Origin of the sequence: Rhodococcus sp. IEGM 1366, assembly GCF_033142425.1 — a bacterium.
GTDB lineage: Bacteria > Actinomycetota > Actinomycetes > Mycobacteriales > Mycobacteriaceae > Rhodococcus_F > Rhodococcus_F globerula.
This window is the reverse complement of sequence record NZ_JAWLRZ010000014.1, coordinates 13,644-31,289: the sequence shown is the minus strand read 5'-3', so window position 1 is coordinate 31,289 and position 17,646 is coordinate 13,644. Positions and strand designations below refer to the sequence as shown.

Below are 17,646 nucleotides of genomic sequence, written 5' to 3'. Positions count from 1 at the left end.
CCTGCCGATAGACATCAAGATCGATGCCGCCAAACCCCAATACATGTACGGCACACCCAGAGCGGCCGGAGTGTCACTGAAGTCCTCACTCGCGGCCTGCATCGGCAACACCGTGATGCGCTCAACGAAATGCGCGCGAAGGCAGCTGCAACTCGCTCGGTCGCATCAGAGTCGTTGTCCGTCAACGGGAACCGATCGAACAATACGAACTCGGGGTCCTTCGGCGACCGCGACGCCTGACATTCAGCCGTCACAATCCGGTCGATGGCATCGAGAATCGCCGTACGAGTCGACTCGCTGTACGTCCTGACATTGAGCTCGAGTACCGCATGATCGGCAATGACATTGCTTTTGGCCCCGGCCACGATACGACCAACAGTCAGGACCCCAGGTTCACCCGGCACGGTTTCCCGCGAGATCACCGTCTGAAACCGGGCCACGGTCATCGCCGCCAACACCACTGGATCGACCGTCGCCTGCGGCATCGACCTATGACCACTGCGCCCGTGAACAATGATCCGCTTACTGTCAGGCGCGGACAGGACCGGACCGCTGCGCGTACCGACTACCCAGTCGGAGCGGGCAACATATGCTGGGTGAGAGCGACATCGACCGTTGGCAACTGTTCGCTCAATCGATTGTCGACCATCGCCGACTTGCTCCGCCGGTTGAAACAATGCGATCACGGTGCCGTTCCAGTGCTCGCTCCCGTCGGCGAGCAACTGAGCAGCCCCGAGCAGACACGCCACGTGGACATCGTGACCACAAGCGTGCATGATCGGCACCTCGTCCCCCATCCCCACCCGACGCAATAGCGATACTTGCGTATGGCAGACCAGTCGCCTCCAGGACGGGATGGGGGTCCATGTCCGCCCGCAGCAGCACCGCCGAGCCGTTCCCGCCTCGCAGCACACCGACCACCCCGGTGTCGACACCCGCATCTACCGAAAAACCCACCGCACGTGACTTTTTCACGAAGATTCCTGCCGTGCAGTGCTCCTGATGCGAGAGTTTCGGATGCCGATGCAGATCTCGGTAGAGCTCTTCCTGCCAGCCTCGGAGATCAGCCAGACCGGACAACGCCGCCGGACTACGCGGGTCCGTGGACATCATTATTTTTCCTTCCGTGAGCGGGCAACTGACGTCATCGCAGCACGCCCCGCCGAGGGCATGCCCGGATATCTTGGACGAATGCCGTTGCTGCCCATCGTTCTTCACGCTCCGCGGCGCGCCTGCTCGTCGTCCTGGAAGAAGCCCGCAACCTCAGTCGATCATCACAAAGGGGCGGCACAGAACCGTCGCGCTCGTCTTCGAATCCATCACCGTTCGCCCGCTCGAACTGTGAGAGTAGGAACAGGGGCACAATGACGAACCATGAAACAAGGAAACAAGAATCGGTGGCATCTGCATCCCGCAGTCCGTACGGGTTCGGAGCTGACCCGCGGGGAACGTGCGGCCGATGTGGTCCGCAACGGTATGGGGTCGTGGCCGTTCGTCCTCGTGTTCGTCGCGATTATGGGAATCTGGGCGGGGTTCAACGGCAACACCGGTTTCGATCCCTACCCTTTCATTCTGCTGAATCTATTTTTGTCGATGCTTGCAGGCATGCAAGGGGCAATCTTGTTGATCTCGGCGAAACGGGCGGACGCGATCAGTAGTGAAGTTGCGGTTCACACTCTCGACAACACCAATCAACTCCGGCAGTTGATCGAGGCGAACACGGCCCTGACCGAGACCGTCGCTGAACTCTCGCGGGAAATCCACAAGCATGTCTGCACGTCGGAACACACCGTACGCTGACCGTCACGGTCTCGTGTCCAGCGCGAGCAGCGCCGCATCCGGACTCGCCACGAGAGCATCCGCGGTCGCGGACAGGGTCTTGACGAAGAGGGTGGCAGTAGCTGCATCGAAGAGATCGGACGAATAGACGAGTGCCGCATCGATCCCGGCAGGTTTACCCGTCTCGTCGAATGCTTCGGCGAAGTGAAAATGAAGGTCACACTTGGCGATGTCGAGTGGCCGCGGCGTGACCTCGAAGGTCAGCCCGTCGGATTCGAGCAATGCGGCAGGGAAGTTCTCGAATGACATTGCCACTTGGAAGTACGGGTGCAGCGACGCGTGACGAGGAGGATCGAGGTAGTCGACCAGTCGCTCGAACTGCACATCACTGTGATCGTGCGCCAACAGCTCTACTCGGCGGCACTCGGCTACGAGAGCGTCGAAGTTCGCCGTCACATCGACGTGGGTGCGAAGCACGAGTGTGTTCACGAACATGCCGACGAGGTCGTCGAGCTTCGGATGGCCGCGGCCTGCAACCGGGCTACCGATGATGATGTCGTGGTCACCGGACAGAGCGTTCAGTGTCGCCTTCACGACGGCGTGGACGACAGTGAACATCCCGGTCTCGGCTCGCTTTGCAGACGTCGTCAACCCCCGATGAGTCTCCGGATCGAGCAAGAATCCGACTCGCCCGGCCCCGAATGTCCACATCGAGGGTCGAGCATGGTCGAGTGGCAGAGAAATCTCGCTCGGTGCCCCGTCGAGAATCCTCGCCCAGTGTTCGAGTTGACCGACAGTGAGGTTGGTCGGCGTCTGCTGCGCTCCCAGAATTGCCGTGCGCCACTTGGCGTAGTCCGAGTATCGCACCGCGGTCTCCGGCCATGTCGGGTGTGTGTTCCGCGCGCGAGCCTCGTACGCGGTGGACAAGTCGCGCGCGAGAATGGCAAGGGACCAGCCGTCCGCCGCGATGTGATGGACAACCGCCGCCAATAGATGATCGTCGCGACTGTATGTACATACGATCAAGCGAATGGGGATCTCGGAACGCACATCGAAACCCCGAGAGAGCGTCTGGTGAACGATCGATTCTGCATCGCTGGAATTCCTTTCGACCACCAGCAGTTCCCGCGGAATCTGGTCCGGATTCACTACTAGCGGGCGGGTCGAACCTTCGACATCCGGGTACACGGTTCGGAGTGTTTCGTGCCTGGCCATTACGTCGTGCACCGCCGACGTCAACGCGTCGTGGTCGAGTCTGCCGCGCACGCGAATTGTGAAGGGCAAGTTGTACAGAGCAGGTGACGTGAGTTCTCGACAGATGTTTTCTTGTGCAGGTGAAAGGGCCGGCGGCGAGGTGTCGATGGCTCGTTCCAACGGTGGCACCCGTCCGACGTGTGGGCCGCAGGAACTCGCGAGCGCGGCGGCGCTCGGCGAGTCGAACAGATCGCGAACACCGAGGTTGATGCCGAATTCAGCGTTGAGGCGGCCGATCACTCGCGTTGCAGACAATGAGTCTCCCCCGAGATCGAAGAACGAATCACTGTGGCCGATCTCGGTGGCCGTGAGCACTTCCTCGAAGGCACGGATGATGCGGGCCTCGATCGGTGTTGCGGCCCGCAACGCTTCCCTTCGCTCGAATGTGGGTGCGGGGAGCGCGCTCCGATCGACTTTCTTGTTCGTGGTGAGCGGAACCGCATCGATTCGAATCACCACAACCGGGATCATGTATTCAGGCAACTTCTGTGTCAGAAGACGTTCGATACCTGCATCCGAGTCCCCCATTCCCGGGTGCAGTTTCACGTAACTCACCAGCGCTGGCGAACCGTTGGCAAGATCGTGGACCAGCGTCGTGGCGAACTCGACCGACGGGTGGCCGTACAGGACGGAATCGATCTCACCGAGTTCGATTCGGCGCCCACGCACCTTCACCTGATCGTCTGTGCGGCCGAGGAATTCGAGTTGGGCATCGTCTGTCCATCGGACCCGATCACCGCTTCGGAACATACGCTGCCCAGCTGAAAGAGTGGACGCAACGAAACGCGCAGACGTCTCCCCCGCCCTACCCTCGTAGCCTCGGGCCAAACTAGGTCCCGACAGGTAGAGCTCCCCCGCGGCCCCGGTGGACAGCGGATTGAGCGACGAGTCGAGAACTACCGCCTGGACTCCGTGCATGAGCCGCCCGAGTGTCACACGATCGTCGACGTTCACTACGTCGGTGATGGTGACACTGCATGTCGCCTCGGTAGGACCGTACGCGCTTCGAACATGCACGAACGGCGCCCACCGGCGCATCAGTTCGTACGGTAATTTCTCGCCACCGACTATCAGGAACTTCAAACAGGGCACCCGTTCCGGAGCCAATGTTGCGAGCGCCGAGGGTGTTACGAGTAGATGTGTCACGTCATGGCGGCAGATGAGGTTTTCCAGCTCGAATCCACCAACAGTCTCGGGTGGACAGATCACCGACGAAGCGCCGAACAGAGCGGGCGCGAGCATCTCTACCACAGAAGTATCGAAACTGGTTGAAGCACAATGTAATACAATAGATCGTGAATCGAGATCGTATTTCTCGCGGATATCGGTGGCCAAATTGGCCAGGCCGCGGTGAGTGACCGACACCGCTTTGGGCCGGCCGGTGGAGCCGGAGGTGAAGATCATGTAGGCCCGATGATCGGCATGTGCGGGCTCGGCTCCGATCGACGGCGCGAGAGCACCGGGGTCACGGTCCAAAAACAGCCACTTGATGTTGTACGGTAACGTATTTCGTAATCCGGAAACCGTGAGCCCGATCTTCGGTTTGCACACCCCGAGCATGTCTACGAGCCGTTCGGCGGGGTGGGCCGGATCGATCGGTACATATGTGGCTCCCACACGCGCCGCAGCCCACATTGCCAGGACCGATTCGATGGATCGCGGGATCGCCACGACGACAACATCATCGGGGCCCACATCGGCGGCCTTCAAGTGTCGACTCCAGATGTCCGCCATCCGATCGAGGTGCCCGTAGGTCCATGACCGATCACCGTCGGAGATCGCAACCGAATCGGCCGCGTGGTGCACTGCGGAACGCAGAAGAGAATCAAGACTTCTGGGCTCGACCGAAAGCTCGCCACGCGCCGGCGTCGTGGCTCCCATCTCGACATCCGTCCACAGAGGCGGAGCAGGATGATCCGGCGGCGTGTCGACGAATGCCTCGAGGAACCGAACGAATCGATCATGATGCGCAGAAAGTTCGGCAGAGCTGTACAACGCACCGTTGGCCTCGAGATCGACGCGAACGTTCCCTGTGTAACCGGGGTAGACGTTGAGCGCAATATCATCGACCGGTCCGGTCGTGAGTATCTCGACGTGACCTCGTACCTCACCCAAGGTCAGGGTCCTGTCGAACAACATGACGTTCACGACCGGACCGAACGACTGCACTCTTGACTGCCGTCTGCCGTCAGTCAGAGCGGCAATGTCCTCCCGGCGGTAACGTTGGTGCCGAAGTGCCTCGCTCAGTGCGCTTTCGACAACGGACACCGCCGAGGAGGGTGTCAACGCACCCACTCCGTGAAGTACTAGAGGAACCACGTTCGACATCGCGCCTGGTAACGATCTCGACGCAGCAGTCACTCGTCCGGATACCGGCAGGGACAAACACAGGTCGTCGACACCACACATCAGTGCGACGTATGACGCGAACGCCGATATCACGGTTGCTGCCGAGAGATCGGACAGTGGCACTGTGCCACTCGCCCGCAGCGTTCTTCGCCGAGAAGTATCGGTCGCACTCGTTCCCAAGGACGGAGATGAAGGAACCGACCGAAGTTTCTCGTGCCAGAATTCTCGATCGCGGACACAGCGCTGCGATTCTTGGTATCGGCTTTCCTGGCGGGCAACCTCAGCCAGGCGATCCGACACAATCGAGTCGACCTGATCCGGCCTCACCGGCCCAGCAGACAGATAGATCTCGGCGGTGCGGCGCATCAGAAGTGCAGCGGAGTAACCGTCGAGTGCGATGTGATGCGCACGGTAGTACCAGAACCAGCGATGAGGGCCGACCTGCAACAGATTTGCGACGGTGAGGGCCGTGTCCGGATCGAGAGTTGCTGTGCTCCACTCTCGATTCATCCACGTCATCGCTGCCTCGACGGGATCGTCGTATCGACGAAAATCCAACCTGCCGCCGACCAGTGCCACATCAGGGTCGTCGTCCAATTCCGGCACTCCGTCCGTCACACGTAGACGAAGGCCCGAAACACCGAACTCTCGGTGCGCGGCGACTGTCGCTGATTCCAGCCGAGATGCGTCCAGTTCACCGTTCAGATCAACGAACTGAGCTATGACAAACGGCGTCGTCGGATCGAGGGACTGAGCGAACCACAACGAGCGTTGTGCAGCTGTCAACGGCGTCATCGTTTCGCTCGGATCATGATGATCTCTTCGGTGACCTGATCGGGATCGATGACACCGATCGACTCCGGGTATCGCCTGCGCGACAGCAACACCGGCCCGAAAGGAATCGAGGTCCTCGATACCACCGATGCCTCGGGTTCGTGGTCGGCGAACAGTTCGACGGTGAGATCGATGCCGCTGAGTGCGGACTGGACCAGCAGTATCGTGCCCTCATTCCGCAGGACACCCGGTGCCGTCGCACATATGCGATCGATCAATAGGCGTCCGTCGTTGCCTCCGTCCCAACTGCGGGCACGGCCGGTGCGTGGAGCACGATCGCCCGCAGAAGGAACATAGGGTGGGTTCGAGGCGACGAGGTCGAATCGACGACCGTGAAACGGGGCTAGGAGATCTCGGTGACGGACGCAGATTCTGTGACCGCGGAGTCGCCCGTTCATCCAGGTGCAAACCGCGGCACGTCGTGAGATATCCACGGCGAAAACCGTTCCCGCCCCGGTGTTGGTCGCGCACACGCTCAGCGCACCACTGCCGGAGCACAGATCGAGCACCTGAGAAGACGCATCCGACTTCTCGGCGAGTACGGCGTCGGAGATGAGGCGAGTATTGCTCTGAGGCGCATAGGTTCCGGGAAATCGAATCATCACACTGCGCTCCTGCCGTGGACTTGTTCGGTGGGGATGACTACGACTTCTCCTGCCAGACTGCCTTCGCTCCGCTCTCACCGATGCGATAGACCTGAACCATCGAGCCCACGGCCGCCACGACTGCCATCGCTGCTATCGCGATGGTCACGACTCGGAGCAGCGTCGAACTGTCGGACAGTGAAGTTCGTGTGTTTCGCCACTCGGTGAATCTATTGGTATGCAGGACCCACGACGTCGCCGCGAACACGAACACCGCGATGGACCAGATCAGAAGTTGATCACCGAGTTCTGCGTGAATCTCGATCAACTCGCTGTGGGGCGAATTGTGTTCGAGCCATTCACCTGCATCGGTCGTGATCGGTACGAGTATCAACGTGACGAGGGCAATGGCCGGTGGGAAGATCCCGAGCCTGCGCCGGGCGCCCGGCCACAGAACGGAGCAGAGAACCAAACCCGCCGAGAGCGGAACCAACACGACAACGAAGTGAACGAGGAGTGGGTGAGCGGGTAGTCCGCCGATCGTGGTCAGGCCCATGTCGATCAACGTAGGCAGGATTTCTTGGAGAGTTCTGGGGATCCTGCTCAAACGTGTTCGGTGTCATCGAGCTACCGGCAGCACAATCTCGAAGGCCGAGCCGACGTCCGGTGTCGATTCGACGAAGACTTTCCCTCGGTGCGCGTGCGCGATCTCGCGAACCAGGGACAATCCGATGCCATATCGCCGGCTACCGGCGGGTTGAGTCGGGCCGTGTGAGAATCGGTCGAACAGAATCGGAACCGCTTCAGGTTCGATACCGATTCCGGTGTCGCTCACGCGGATTCTGACGTGGTCGCGATCTCGCTCGACGCGGAGAAGGACGTGCCCTCCTGGACGCTCGTGAGCAAGTGCGTTGTCGACGAGCGCGAGAACCGCTCGGCGCAATGCAGATTCGATCCCCAGGACCACTGGCTCTCCTGTTCCGGCCTTGCTCACGTCGACGGAAACGCCGGATTTCTGAGCATGATCGGCCACACTGTCGCGGACTTTTTCACACACTGCTGCCATGTCCACTCGATTCCGGGGTTGTCCGCTGTCGTCCATTGATGCGGCCATCAACAGGTCCTCGATGACTTCGCCGAGGGCCCGAGTGTCGTCCACCAACCCGTTGAGCTGCGAAACAAGCTCAGACGATTCGAGCGAGTCTCCGCGTCGAGCCAAAAGTTGTGCACGAGTGTGCAGTACGGTCAACGGCGCACGAAGTTCGTGCGATGCATCGGCGACAAAACGGCGTTGCAGCTCGAGTGCCTGCGTCAGTGGCTGAATTGCACGTCGGGACAACAACACCACGACGCCCACAGATGCGGCAATTCCTGTGAGTTCGGCAAATCCGAGTGCAAGAAGTAATCGCTGCCTTCCTGATTCGTAGGGCTCGAGTGCTGCGACCACGACGACGCGACCTTCCGCGCCGTCGGATACGAGAGCTCTGAAGTTACTGTCTTCATCGGTGAAATCCGAGTACCCAGCGGGCGCATCCAGGAGTTCCGCGGTCCCGTTGGGGGCATGCGCGCTCACGGTCACCACGCCATCACTGGAACGAAAGGCCAGCGACATACCGGGCGGTGGATCGTCAGCATCGTCTGCTGTGGCTGCGACCTCTGTCAGTGCAGAACGAATCTGGCGATCCTGTGCGCGCGTATAACCGACATAGGACACTGCTCCGACGATCAGCAACACGGCGCCGAGAGCGATGGCCGCCTGAACCGCAGCCGAACGTCCGGCTCGCCGCAGTCGCACCTCGTCACCGAATCCGATGCCAGACGACTGACCGTCCGCGGTTTTGCTGCGAACAATCATGAGCCGAGCCGGTATCCGAGGCCGTGGACAGTGGCTACGACGTCCCTGCCCAGTTTGCGCCTGAGATAGTGGACATAAGTGTCGACGGTGCCCGGAGTATCTGCGCTCCCGAATACACGCCCCAGAAGCTGAGTCCGAGAAAAGACCTGCCCTGGCGATGCGCACAGAAACCCGAGCAGTTCACTCTCGCGTTCGGACAACGAGGTCACCGATCCGGACTCGGTGTCGGTAGCCGTTCGGTTCGCTCGATCGATTTCCCACCTTCCGACCACGATCGGCACTACGGAGGTTCGGCGACGCAACAGTGCACGCATTCGTGCCAACAATTCGGGAATCTCGAAGGGTTTGACCAGGTAGTCCTCGGCACCGGCATCGAGTCCCTCCACACGATCGGCAACGGAACCGCGAGCAGTGAGGATCAACGACGGTACTGAGCAATCCCTCGTCCGAAGGGTTCTGAGCAATTCCACCCCGTCGATGACCGGTACTCCACGATCGAAGACGAAAGCATCGTAGGTGCGAGTCAACGCCAGATGCAGACCGACTTGTCCGTCGTGAGCTACGTCCACCTCGTGCCCTTCCTCCTCGAAGAGGTCCGCGAGCATGCCCGCCAATTGCCGGTCGTCCTCGACAAGAAGAATTCGTGGTTTCGCGCCCATGCCTGCGAGCCTGCCACGTCCGTTCTGAGAACTCTCCAAGATTGCAGCGCGATCGTGGAACTCGGAGCTCTCCGACGGCACTACCGATTCCCAGCAGCTTCACAGCAGACATGCAGTCCCGGACAAGCACCTCGGCCGATTGTTGAGTTCTCAATCGAACCTTCGAGAGCAGGCATCAGATGGATACACCGGAAGACGGATTTCGACGCACCCGAATCGTCACCGGAGCCCTCGTGGCATTCGGAGTCGTGGGCGTTGTCGGCGGAACAGTACTTGCCTATTCGGATACGCAGGCCACGGCGACCACAGCGACCACAGACGAAACCAAGCAATCGAGCAGTCCACCTGGCGGTAGTTCGACTCCGAACTCGCAATCGACAACTACCTCAACCGCGGCGGCACCGAAGGTGTCGAGCGGAAGTACCACCCCCCACGCTCGATCGGCCGGATCGTGACCACCTCCCTGAGCGTCGCGGGTTCCATGTGGAGGGTGTGGGGCCTCGAAGCCTCGGTCGTGGTGTCAAGACCGGAAGCGATTCAATCGGCCAGGTCGATCATCGACGAGCGTCTTCGCGAAATAGAGTTGGCATGCAGCCGATTTCGTGACGATTCTGAGATTCGAGCTCTCGAAAATGCAGGAGGCATGCCGGTCGAAGTGAGCAGCACCCTTGCCCGGCTGATCCGAACAGCACTCGATGGCGCCGAGCGCACGGACGGCGCGATCGACCCGACAATCGGTGCAGCGCTCGTCGCGCTCGGATATGACCGCGATTTCGCGCTGATCGAAGGCAGGGACGTGCCGATCAAGACGTCGTTCGTCTCTACTCCGCAGTGGACCTCGGTCAGGCTCGACGGACAAACGGTCACCGTTCCCTCGGGGGTCCAACTCGACCTCGGGGCAACGGCAAAGGCACTTGCAGCAGACGAATGTGCGCAAGCCGTCAGCATGTCACTCGACTGCGGTGTGCTGGTGTGCCTCGGCGGAGACATCGCTACCGCCGGACCGACTCCGGACGGTGGGTGGATCGTTCTCGTCCAAGACGGCGACGATGCCACAGCCGATACGGTCGCCATTCCGAGCGGGGTAGCCATCGCTACATCGAGCACCAGGAAGCGTCGATGGTCGCAGAACGGCAGACAGGTGCACCACATCGTCGATCCGCGGAGCGGCACCAGCGTTGATGCCGCATGGCAGACGGTCACTGTCGGCGCCGACAGTTGTGTGTCGGCGAACCTCGCGAGCACCGCGTGCATCGTCAGAGGTTTCGAAGGTGCATGGGATCTCGTAAACACGGGCCTACCGGCGCGGTTGGTGGATCGTGCAGGTGAGATCCGACTACTGAATGGATGGCCGACGAAAGATGCGGTCGCCACTGGCAGAAGGGAACTCTAGTCGTGGACGAAGCACTGTGGGCATTGGGTCGAGGGACAGGTATCACCGCTCTCGTGTTCTTGGCAGTGTCGATGGTTCTCGGAATCGTCACACGGTCCGGTAGGGCTCTACCGGGACTACCTCGATTCGGCGTGCAGAACGTGCACAGGGCCACCTCCTTGATCGGGGTGATCCTCGTAGTCGTACACATGCTGGCACTGTTGGCCGATCCGTACGCACAGCTGAAACTCGTCGACTTCGTCTTCCCCTTCCTGGGCGGCTATCGCGCCTTCTGGCTCGGACTGGGCACCCTTGCGTTCGACATTCTCTTCGCCGTGTCCTTGACAGGAATACTGCGAAATCGCATAGGAAACAAAACTTTTCGACTCGTTCACTGGAGCACGTACGCCCTGTGGCCGATCGCGTTCGCGCACGGGCTGGGAAACGGAACGGACTCAGGACACACGTGGTTTCTCACCATTGCCGTCGGATCAGCCGTCGCGGTGACCGGAGCAGTTCTCTGGCGTCTCCGGACAGACTTCGTCGAATACTCGACCCTGCGCCTCGCAGAAAGGACATGACGTGACAACCGAACCCACCCATGTCGGCCTTCTCGCCGCATGCTCACCCGATCTGGCCACCCACACGGCCCTCCACGGCTACAACCCACGCTTGTCCCGACCGGGTACCTTGGGCCGCCTACTCACCGATGCCGGTCTCGACGGGAAAGGCGGGGCGGCATTTCCCACTGCCCGAAAACTCGATTCCGTCACTGGACGACGTGTAGCGGTGATCGCAAACGGCAGCGAAGGCGAACCACTCAGTGACAAGGATGCAGTACTTCTCGAACGCGCACCGCACCTCGTCCTCGACGGCTTACAACTCGTCGCACACGAGTGCGGGAGCCGAGAAACATATCTGTATGCAGGATCGCAACAACTTCAATTCGTACGGAATGCATTGAAAGAAAGAAGGACTGCCGGGCTGACCGAACCCTTGGTCACACTCGTGGCTTCGCCGAAGACATTCATCAGCGGCGAGACGTCCGCGGTAGTCGGAACGATCGAAGGCCGAGGATCCATTCCTCGAGACCGCTCGGTACACAGCACCGCGGCCGGGCTGAACGGACGCCCCACCGTGGTTCACAATGTCGAGACACTGGCGCACATCGCGCTCATCGCCCGATACGGACCCGAGTGGTTTCGCACGCGAGGACTAGGCGACGCGTCGGGGACGACCTTGATCACCCTGTCAGGCGATGTGACCGTGAGTGGTGTCGTCGAGATCCCCATGGGAATTCCATTGGATCAGTTGGTGACCCAGTATTCGCGTACGGATACTCGATCGATCAGAGCAGTCCTCGTCGGCGGGTACCACGGCGGCTGGATCGATGCGCAAGACTTGCCGACTACCAACATGACAACAACGGCTTTGGCGACGGTCGGTGCTTCCCCCGGCGCCGGAGTCATTCACGTACTGGGTCACGCAAGGTGTGGCCTGAAGGCTTCAGCCGACATAGTTGAGTATCTCGCCGATCAAAGCGCTCGTCAGTGTGGACCGTGCATCAACGGAATGCCTCGGCTGGCCCGCGCGCTATCCGATATTGCCTATCGCTCAGGGCCGGCCCAAACCCAGGAGTCGATCCGATATCTGGCAGATCTGGTCGAGGGGCGTGGCGCATGCAAACACCCGGACGGGACAGCGAAATTGGTGAGGAGTTCGCTTCGCGTTTTCCAGCACGATCTCCGAATGCACGCAGCGGGAACCTGCGAGGTCGGCATACGAATGGGAACAGCATCATGAGCACAAAATCGCCCAAAGTCCTACACATCGATTGGACTACATGCGAAGGTCGAGGACTCTGCACAGAACTACTACCGACCCTGCTCACGCGCGACGAATGGGGATATCCACTCGCATACGATCGCCGACGAGAGCCACACATTCCCACCGAACTCGAAACGGACGTCCAACGCGCCGTCAAACTCTGTCCCAAAGCATCATTACGGATGGTCTCGCAGCCGGATCGCTAAATCCCAAGTCCTCACATAGGCTCCACCTGTCAACCGCACCCTTGCCGACGCCTCGATCGGCGACCGGCCCAGCTGTCTGGTATTGCGAGCCGCCGGCTCCTCTGCTCAACCACAGAATGCCCACAACGGCCCCCTGCCGAGCAGATTGACTAGTTGACCAGCACCCATGCCCGATGACCCCGTTGTTGCGCAAACTTTTCGAGCCTATCGCCTCTCGCGCTGACGGGTCGCTCCGGTTCACGGTTGACGTCCTGGGAGTCCGTATCGGCCGTTCCACACCCACATTGGTGCGGCTGGTCCGAACGTCGCCGGAATTCCAGACGACCTGAACGAAGTCGCCAGGATGGTCGCGCCGTTCACCCCGCGCACAGGCCGCCGCACCTTAGTCCCCCGTCACGGTCTGGCCATACGACAGAGCTGGGACCGATGAGTTTTCAAGCGACGTCAGGTCTGCCTGAGACCCACCGATCGCCCTGTGCACTGAGGAGGCAGTCCCGACCAGCGACCACAGCCGGAGCACAATACCGGCAGATCGAGGGATTCGACACCCCTTGTCTCAAGGACCACACATGAGAGCCACAACAGAGAATCTGCGCCCATTCGAGACCATCATCGGACGATGGCGAACATCTGGCACTGTGCTCGACGAACGTGGAAACCCTGAAGCGGCAATCGACGGCTCCGGCACGTATGGAACGATGACCGAGCACCACAGCGCGGATGAATCATGGACATTCTCGGGGGACACGATGAGCAGCACCCTCCGATCCTCCATGACAGCATCCTGGGAACGGCGAAACACCTCCGGAAACTGGATCCCGTGAATGGACATGCACTTGACCGCAATGCCATAACGTTCAAAATCAATATGGCGGGCCCGGCCAGTCGGAAGGCTTGGTGCGGAACAGTTCCGCGGCTATGGCAGCTCCAGCCGATGAGCCCGGACGTGGTGTCTGACGGAGGTCGTGCCCACCTGCTCATCCATTGAGTGCACAGTCATCGTTTCCTGAACCCCACAAGAATTACACCGATAACAGCGGCCAACAGAATGCACACCAGGATCGCAGATCCGACCCTAGTTTCGAAAACACTGTAATATGGCATATGCGCCGAAACGGTCGACACAAAAGCCAAACCCGCCGACGCCAGCAAAACCATAGCAAACACCAACCATAAGTTGCCCCTGCAGCGCAATGCTACGCGTCTGAACTGCCAACGAAGCAGACCGAGCGCCTGCAGGACCGCGGCGGCGCACCTTGAAGCTGCACGCGCTGATGCCGACGACGGAGCGATCCTAGCCTCAACTCGTCAATGACCGCCAAAGACGCAACCTACGTTCGACATCTGCTACGTCGCAACAGAATTCATGTACGTAACGCTGACCAACGCTCCCGACTTCGACGCCCCAACGACAAGCGCTGGCGCACCCTCGGCTCAGCAACCACATAATCGCGCCATCGGAGAGCAGTCAAGATAATTAATCCGTCCCTGCGGACTTCGACGGAGGCAACCGCCGAACCTACGACGTAATGTCGGTGCATCAAGGGGAAGGAAGATTCGCCATGCGTGACGATGAATTACAGGTCGCTCTACGCCGCCACTGGGAGGCCTCCGATACCAACAACTTCACGGAAGAACATCACATCTACCGAGCTGACGCAGTTCTCGAATATCCCCAGTCAGGCGAGCGTATCCGTGGCCGGGACAATATTCAGGCATCGCGTGCCGCCCAGCCGAACGCGAAACGCTTCACCGTGCAACGCATCCTCGGCGGCGGAGATCTCTGGATCAGTGAACTCGTACTCGCATACGACGACCAACCGTCCTACGTCGTGAGCATCATGGAATTTGAGGGTGAGAAAGTTGTCCGAGAAACACAGTACTTCGGCGAGCCCTTCGCCCCAGGGCCATCTCGCACTCAGTGGGTCGAATAAAATGAAATCTGAACTTTTCGGAGGCCGATCACGAATCCGAAGTCAGCTGGTTCGAATTGCCAACGGTAGTTGAAACCAAATCTGGCCTATTCTCCGTAATGATCCCTGAGAGTGCCAGTAGCTGAACAGCATTCACCTGCTCGGGTAGTCCCAGTCCGGCGCGTGGCACACATGCAACGTTGAGCATCTTGATCCGGTTGACGGGGATCTGGTGTTGCACTGGTTCCCCGACGATGCACACGACAGATTTCCCATTCATCGGCACTGTCGTGAGACTAGCCCGCCGGCTGGATGGCGACAGGAACGATCCGCACTCGATTGCCATACTTGATAATTACAGACCGAGCGGTCGAAATGATTCGCCAACTCAAAGTCGCACATGACACTGCCGTCAAGGCGCGTGCCACGGCAATGGTGACGCAGAGGGCGATGCTGGTGCATGCACCAGCAGCATTACGCGCCGCGATGGCTGGGAAAACACAGATCACCTTCGCTCGTCACTGCGCAGCATTAACCACCGAGCACCCGGACAGTCCTGACGACTCGATACGGATCACACTGACAACCCTCGCCCGCCGGTGCCTCATGCTCGATCATGAGGCACCTGAGTTGAACGAACACATCGACGGGCTTGTGAAAACTACTGCACCACAACTCATTCAACCATAAGAAATCGGGACTGACACTGCAGCCAAGATTTTGATCGTGTTCGGTAACAACCCGCAGCGCGTCAAGTTCGAAGCTGCATTAGCCAAGCTGGCCGGGATCAGTACGATCCCCGCATCAACCTCGGCGGTCATCGGCAGCCCAACGCCGCCAACTACCGAACAGTCATCGTACGCATGCGGTTTCACGAACCCACCAAAGATCTACATCGCACGCCGCACCACCGAAGAAAGGCCAAAAGAACATCATTCGCTGCCTGAAACGCTATGTCATCTGCGAGGTCTATCACCTCGTCAACAATCCCGTGACCAGTGCCGACGCGAGTTGACAACTATAGGAGCAACAGCTATCGAGTCGGTAGAGCCGTGATCGACCGGGCAGGCGACGTATACGACGACGCTGTCCTCTACGCCCGGAGTCGGTCGAGGACACCGTAATATTCGGCGGTTCCGATGCGGATGCCACCTCGGTTGAGGGTCGCGTCGGAACGTCCCGGAATGATCGCCGTTCCTCGACTAGTAATGGTGATCCAACCTCCCGCACACGGTACGTCGTCGGTAAATCCAGTTCATCGACCCGGGCACGAGCCAGAACAGACCGAGCCGACCTGCGCTCGGAAGCTAGAAGATGAAGAATAGTCATCACGAACCTTCCCCAAGGGGCCTGCTACCGCGCCGGCGGTAGCGCATTATTCTGGATCACCCCGGCGTCCCTCCGCTCAACGATGACTCGAAACCAATGTGACCCTGCCACCCGTCCCCCGCGCGGCTACCACCCCACGAATACACCGCCCGTCGCCGACCTGCGACTCGACAACTCCCACGGCACCTGCCGCTGGTAATCGATCACGACTCCATTCGGACAGCGGTACACGCGAAACTCAGACGAAAACCATCCTCCTCCTTCAACTACTTTCATGTTGACCAGAACCAGTTTTCAACCGTCGGCAAGAAAAGCCCCGCCTGTAAGCAAACCTCAAAGCAATTGCAGACAGAGCCTTCTCGCGGACGATGCCCTGAATAGTCAGTCTTCTGCACTCGACGGCGGGGAAGCCGTCGCCAGACCCTCCAGAAGGATTGCCAGACCGCGCTCGGGTTTCATCCTGCCCGCCGTAGTGAGCCATGATCGTAGCCCTCAACCGCAGTCCCGGAAACTCGGCAAGCGGAAGCCGATGCAGGCCAAGTCGCAGGAGGTCGTCGGTCTCCTCTGGATTTTCGCCTATTTCCTGAAGCTCGTTGCTAATACGACTATTGAGGAAACCGAACACCGCCCGGAGGATATGCAATGCGTCTTCGGAGGTGAACCCGACGCATATCGAAGGGCAATGAAACCGCCTGTCAGCCTTGTCGTTTTCCTCGCTCCGAGGAACCCCAGGCGCGGCGCTCATGACATGAGACAAAGGTGAAAGATCCCCACTACAAATTTCAGGCCAAACAGACATCAGATACGAATGCGATGTAGTTGCGGCACTAATTTTCGTATCCGTAACGACGAACATCCGCGACAGGGCGCGCCAACCCTCACGAACCTGCGACTGACTACCGGGCGGTGTAGCCGCCGTCGAGAGCAAGGTTGACGCCTGTGACCCATGCGGATTCGTCAGATGCCAAGTACAGGACCGCGTAGGCCACATCGTTTGGCCGACCGAGTCGCCGGATCGATTGGTTTGCCGTCATCTTCTTCTCGTAGGCGGCCAGCCCACCCTCGTACTCGGCGGCAATACCTTCCACCAGTGGGGTGAGCACAGTACTCGGGTGCACTGAGTTCACTCGAATCCCGTACTTGCCGTAGCTCGCGGCATCCTGCTTTGTCTGCATGGTCACGGCACCTTTGGCCACGTGATATGGCGTGAACTCGTCGTTCCCGATCAACCCGTAGATCGACGAGAAGTTGATGATGGAGCCTGACCCGTTTGTGATCATTTGTGGCACAGCATGTTTGGTGGAGAAGAAAACACCCTTGACATCGATGGCAAAGAGCGCATCCCACTCGCCTTCGGTAACTTCGTGCGTCGGCTTGTCGACACCGATGACACCCGCACTGTTCACCAACACGTCCAGTTTCCCGAAGTGTTCGATCACCTCGGCGTAGACCTTCGAGACCTCGGCTTCGACGCTTACATCGAGCTGCCAAAACCTCGCTTGGCCACCAGCTTCGGTGATCTCACAAGCAGTGCGTTCGCCTGCTTTGACGTCGATGTCGAGGATCGCGACCGACGCGCCTTCTTGCGCAAGGAGAAGCGAAGTCGCGTGACCCATACCCGAGGCCGCACCGGTGACGATCACGACCTTGTTGTCCATCCGACCCATGTTCGAGACCTATCTGTT

16 protein-coding genes and 1 pseudogene are annotated in these 17,646 nt (G+C 59.8%); 8 read left to right on the top strand and 9 right to left on the bottom strand.

The genetic code is table 11. The annotated features are described in order from the left end of the window. Positions 1-14: 14 nt before the first annotated feature. Complete coding sequence (locus R4P64_RS34100) at positions 15-749, bottom strand: peptidase dimerization domain-containing protein (RefSeq protein WP_411742733.1); 735 nt, start codon at positions 747-749, stop codon at positions 15-17. After that, complete coding sequence (locus R4P64_RS34095; RefSeq protein WP_411742737.1) at positions 631-1,110, bottom strand: hypothetical protein; 480 nt, start codon at positions 1,108-1,110, stop codon at positions 631-633. Before R4P64_RS34095 ends, R4P64_RS34100 begins: the two co-directional genes overlap by 119 nt. A 264-nt stretch (positions 1,111-1,374) precedes the next feature. Here R4P64_RS34095 and R4P64_RS30070 point away from each other — a divergent pair, with 264 nt between their 5' ends. Next, positions 1,375-1,800 (top strand): DUF1003 domain-containing protein, encoded by a 426-nt coding sequence (locus R4P64_RS30070; protein WP_317823842.1) that lies wholly within the window; start codon positions 1,375-1,377, stop codon positions 1,798-1,800. A 3-nt stretch (positions 1,801-1,803) separates the two neighbouring features. Here R4P64_RS30070 and R4P64_RS30065 read toward each other — a convergent pair whose 3' ends face one another. The 5 genes from R4P64_RS30065 to R4P64_RS30045 are packed head-to-tail and all read right to left on the bottom strand — an operon-like array spanning position 1,804 to position 9,314. Then, on the bottom strand, positions 1,804-6,177 hold the full coding sequence (locus R4P64_RS30065; RefSeq protein WP_317823840.1) for an amino acid adenylation domain-containing protein: 4,374 nt from the start codon (positions 6,175-6,177) through the stop codon (positions 1,804-1,806). Continuing rightward, on the bottom strand, positions 6,174-6,818 hold the full coding sequence (locus R4P64_RS30060; RefSeq protein ID WP_317823942.1) for a HemK2/MTQ2 family protein methyltransferase: 645 nt from the start codon (positions 6,816-6,818) through the stop codon (positions 6,174-6,176). The genes R4P64_RS30065 and R4P64_RS30060 overlap by 4 nt, the downstream gene beginning before the upstream one ends. Before the next feature lie 40 nt (positions 6,819-6,858). Continuing rightward, positions 6,859-7,407 carry a DUF2231 domain-containing protein gene (locus tag R4P64_RS30055; RefSeq protein WP_317823839.1) on the bottom strand — a complete coding sequence of 183 codons (549 nt, stop codon included), beginning with the start codon at positions 7,405-7,407 and terminating at the stop codon, positions 6,859-6,861. Positions 7,408-7,419: 12 nt separating this feature from the next. Then, the gene (locus R4P64_RS30050) at positions 7,420-8,655 is read right to left on the bottom strand and encodes a HAMP domain-containing sensor histidine kinase (RefSeq protein WP_317823838.1); all 1,236 of its coding nucleotides are present in this window, start codon (positions 8,653-8,655) and stop codon (positions 7,420-7,422) included. Next, the gene (locus R4P64_RS30045; RefSeq protein ID WP_317823837.1) at positions 8,652-9,314 is read right to left on the bottom strand and encodes a response regulator transcription factor; all 663 of its coding nucleotides are present in this window, start codon (positions 9,312-9,314) and stop codon (positions 8,652-8,654) included. Before R4P64_RS30045 ends, R4P64_RS30050 begins: the two co-directional genes overlap by 4 nt. 179 nt (positions 9,315-9,493) lie before the next feature. Between R4P64_RS30045 and R4P64_RS30040 the strand changes: the two genes are divergently transcribed. The 7 genes from R4P64_RS30040 (at position 9,494) to R4P64_RS30010 (ending at position 14,653) form a co-directional block, all read left to right on the top strand. Then, positions 9,494-9,769 (top strand): hypothetical protein, encoded by a 276-nt coding sequence (locus R4P64_RS30040; protein ID WP_317823836.1) that lies wholly within the window; start codon positions 9,494-9,496, stop codon positions 9,767-9,769. Positions 9,770-9,795: 26 nt separating this feature from the next. Further along, entirely contained in the window at positions 9,796-10,707 is a 912-nt protein-coding gene (locus R4P64_RS30035) for an FAD:protein FMN transferase (RefSeq protein ID WP_317823941.1), read from the top strand. Between the two features lie 2 nt (positions 10,708-10,709). Next, positions 10,710-11,267 (top strand): ferric reductase-like transmembrane domain-containing protein, encoded by a 558-nt coding sequence (locus tag R4P64_RS30030; RefSeq protein WP_317823835.1) that lies wholly within the window; start codon positions 10,710-10,712, stop codon positions 11,265-11,267. A 1-nt stretch (position 11,268) separates the two neighbouring features. Then, positions 11,269-12,489, top strand: coding sequence for an NADH-ubiquinone oxidoreductase-F iron-sulfur binding region domain-containing protein (locus tag R4P64_RS30025; protein ID WP_317823833.1), 1,221 nt, complete (start codon positions 11,269-11,271; stop codon positions 12,487-12,489). Continuing rightward, complete coding sequence (locus R4P64_RS30020; protein WP_317823832.1) at positions 12,486-12,719, top strand: ferredoxin; 234 nt, start codon at positions 12,486-12,488, stop codon at positions 12,717-12,719. Before R4P64_RS30025 ends, R4P64_RS30020 begins: the two co-directional genes overlap by 4 nt. A gap of 569 nt (positions 12,720-13,288) precedes the next feature. After that, positions 13,289-13,543: a hypothetical protein gene (locus R4P64_RS30015; protein ID WP_317823831.1), complete on the top strand. Its 255-nt coding sequence runs from the start codon at positions 13,289-13,291 to the stop codon at positions 13,541-13,543. A 738-nt stretch (positions 13,544-14,281) separates the two neighbouring features. Next, positions 14,282-14,653 (top strand): nuclear transport factor 2 family protein, encoded by a 372-nt coding sequence (locus tag R4P64_RS30010; RefSeq protein WP_317823830.1) that lies wholly within the window; start codon positions 14,282-14,284, stop codon positions 14,651-14,653. A gap of 1,689 nt (positions 14,654-16,342) precedes the next feature. Here R4P64_RS30010 and R4P64_RS30005 read toward each other — a convergent pair. Both R4P64_RS30005 and R4P64_RS30000 read right to left on the bottom strand, forming a co-directional pair. Further along, positions 16,343-16,634: pseudogene (locus R4P64_RS30005) on the bottom strand (TetR/AcrR family transcriptional regulator); the annotation flags it as partial. Positions 16,635-16,857: 223 nt separating this feature from the next. Beyond that, on the bottom strand, positions 16,858-17,619 hold the full coding sequence (locus R4P64_RS30000) for an SDR family oxidoreductase (protein WP_317823829.1): 762 nt from the start codon (positions 17,617-17,619) through the stop codon (positions 16,858-16,860). Positions 17,620-17,646 lie beyond the last annotated feature (27 nt).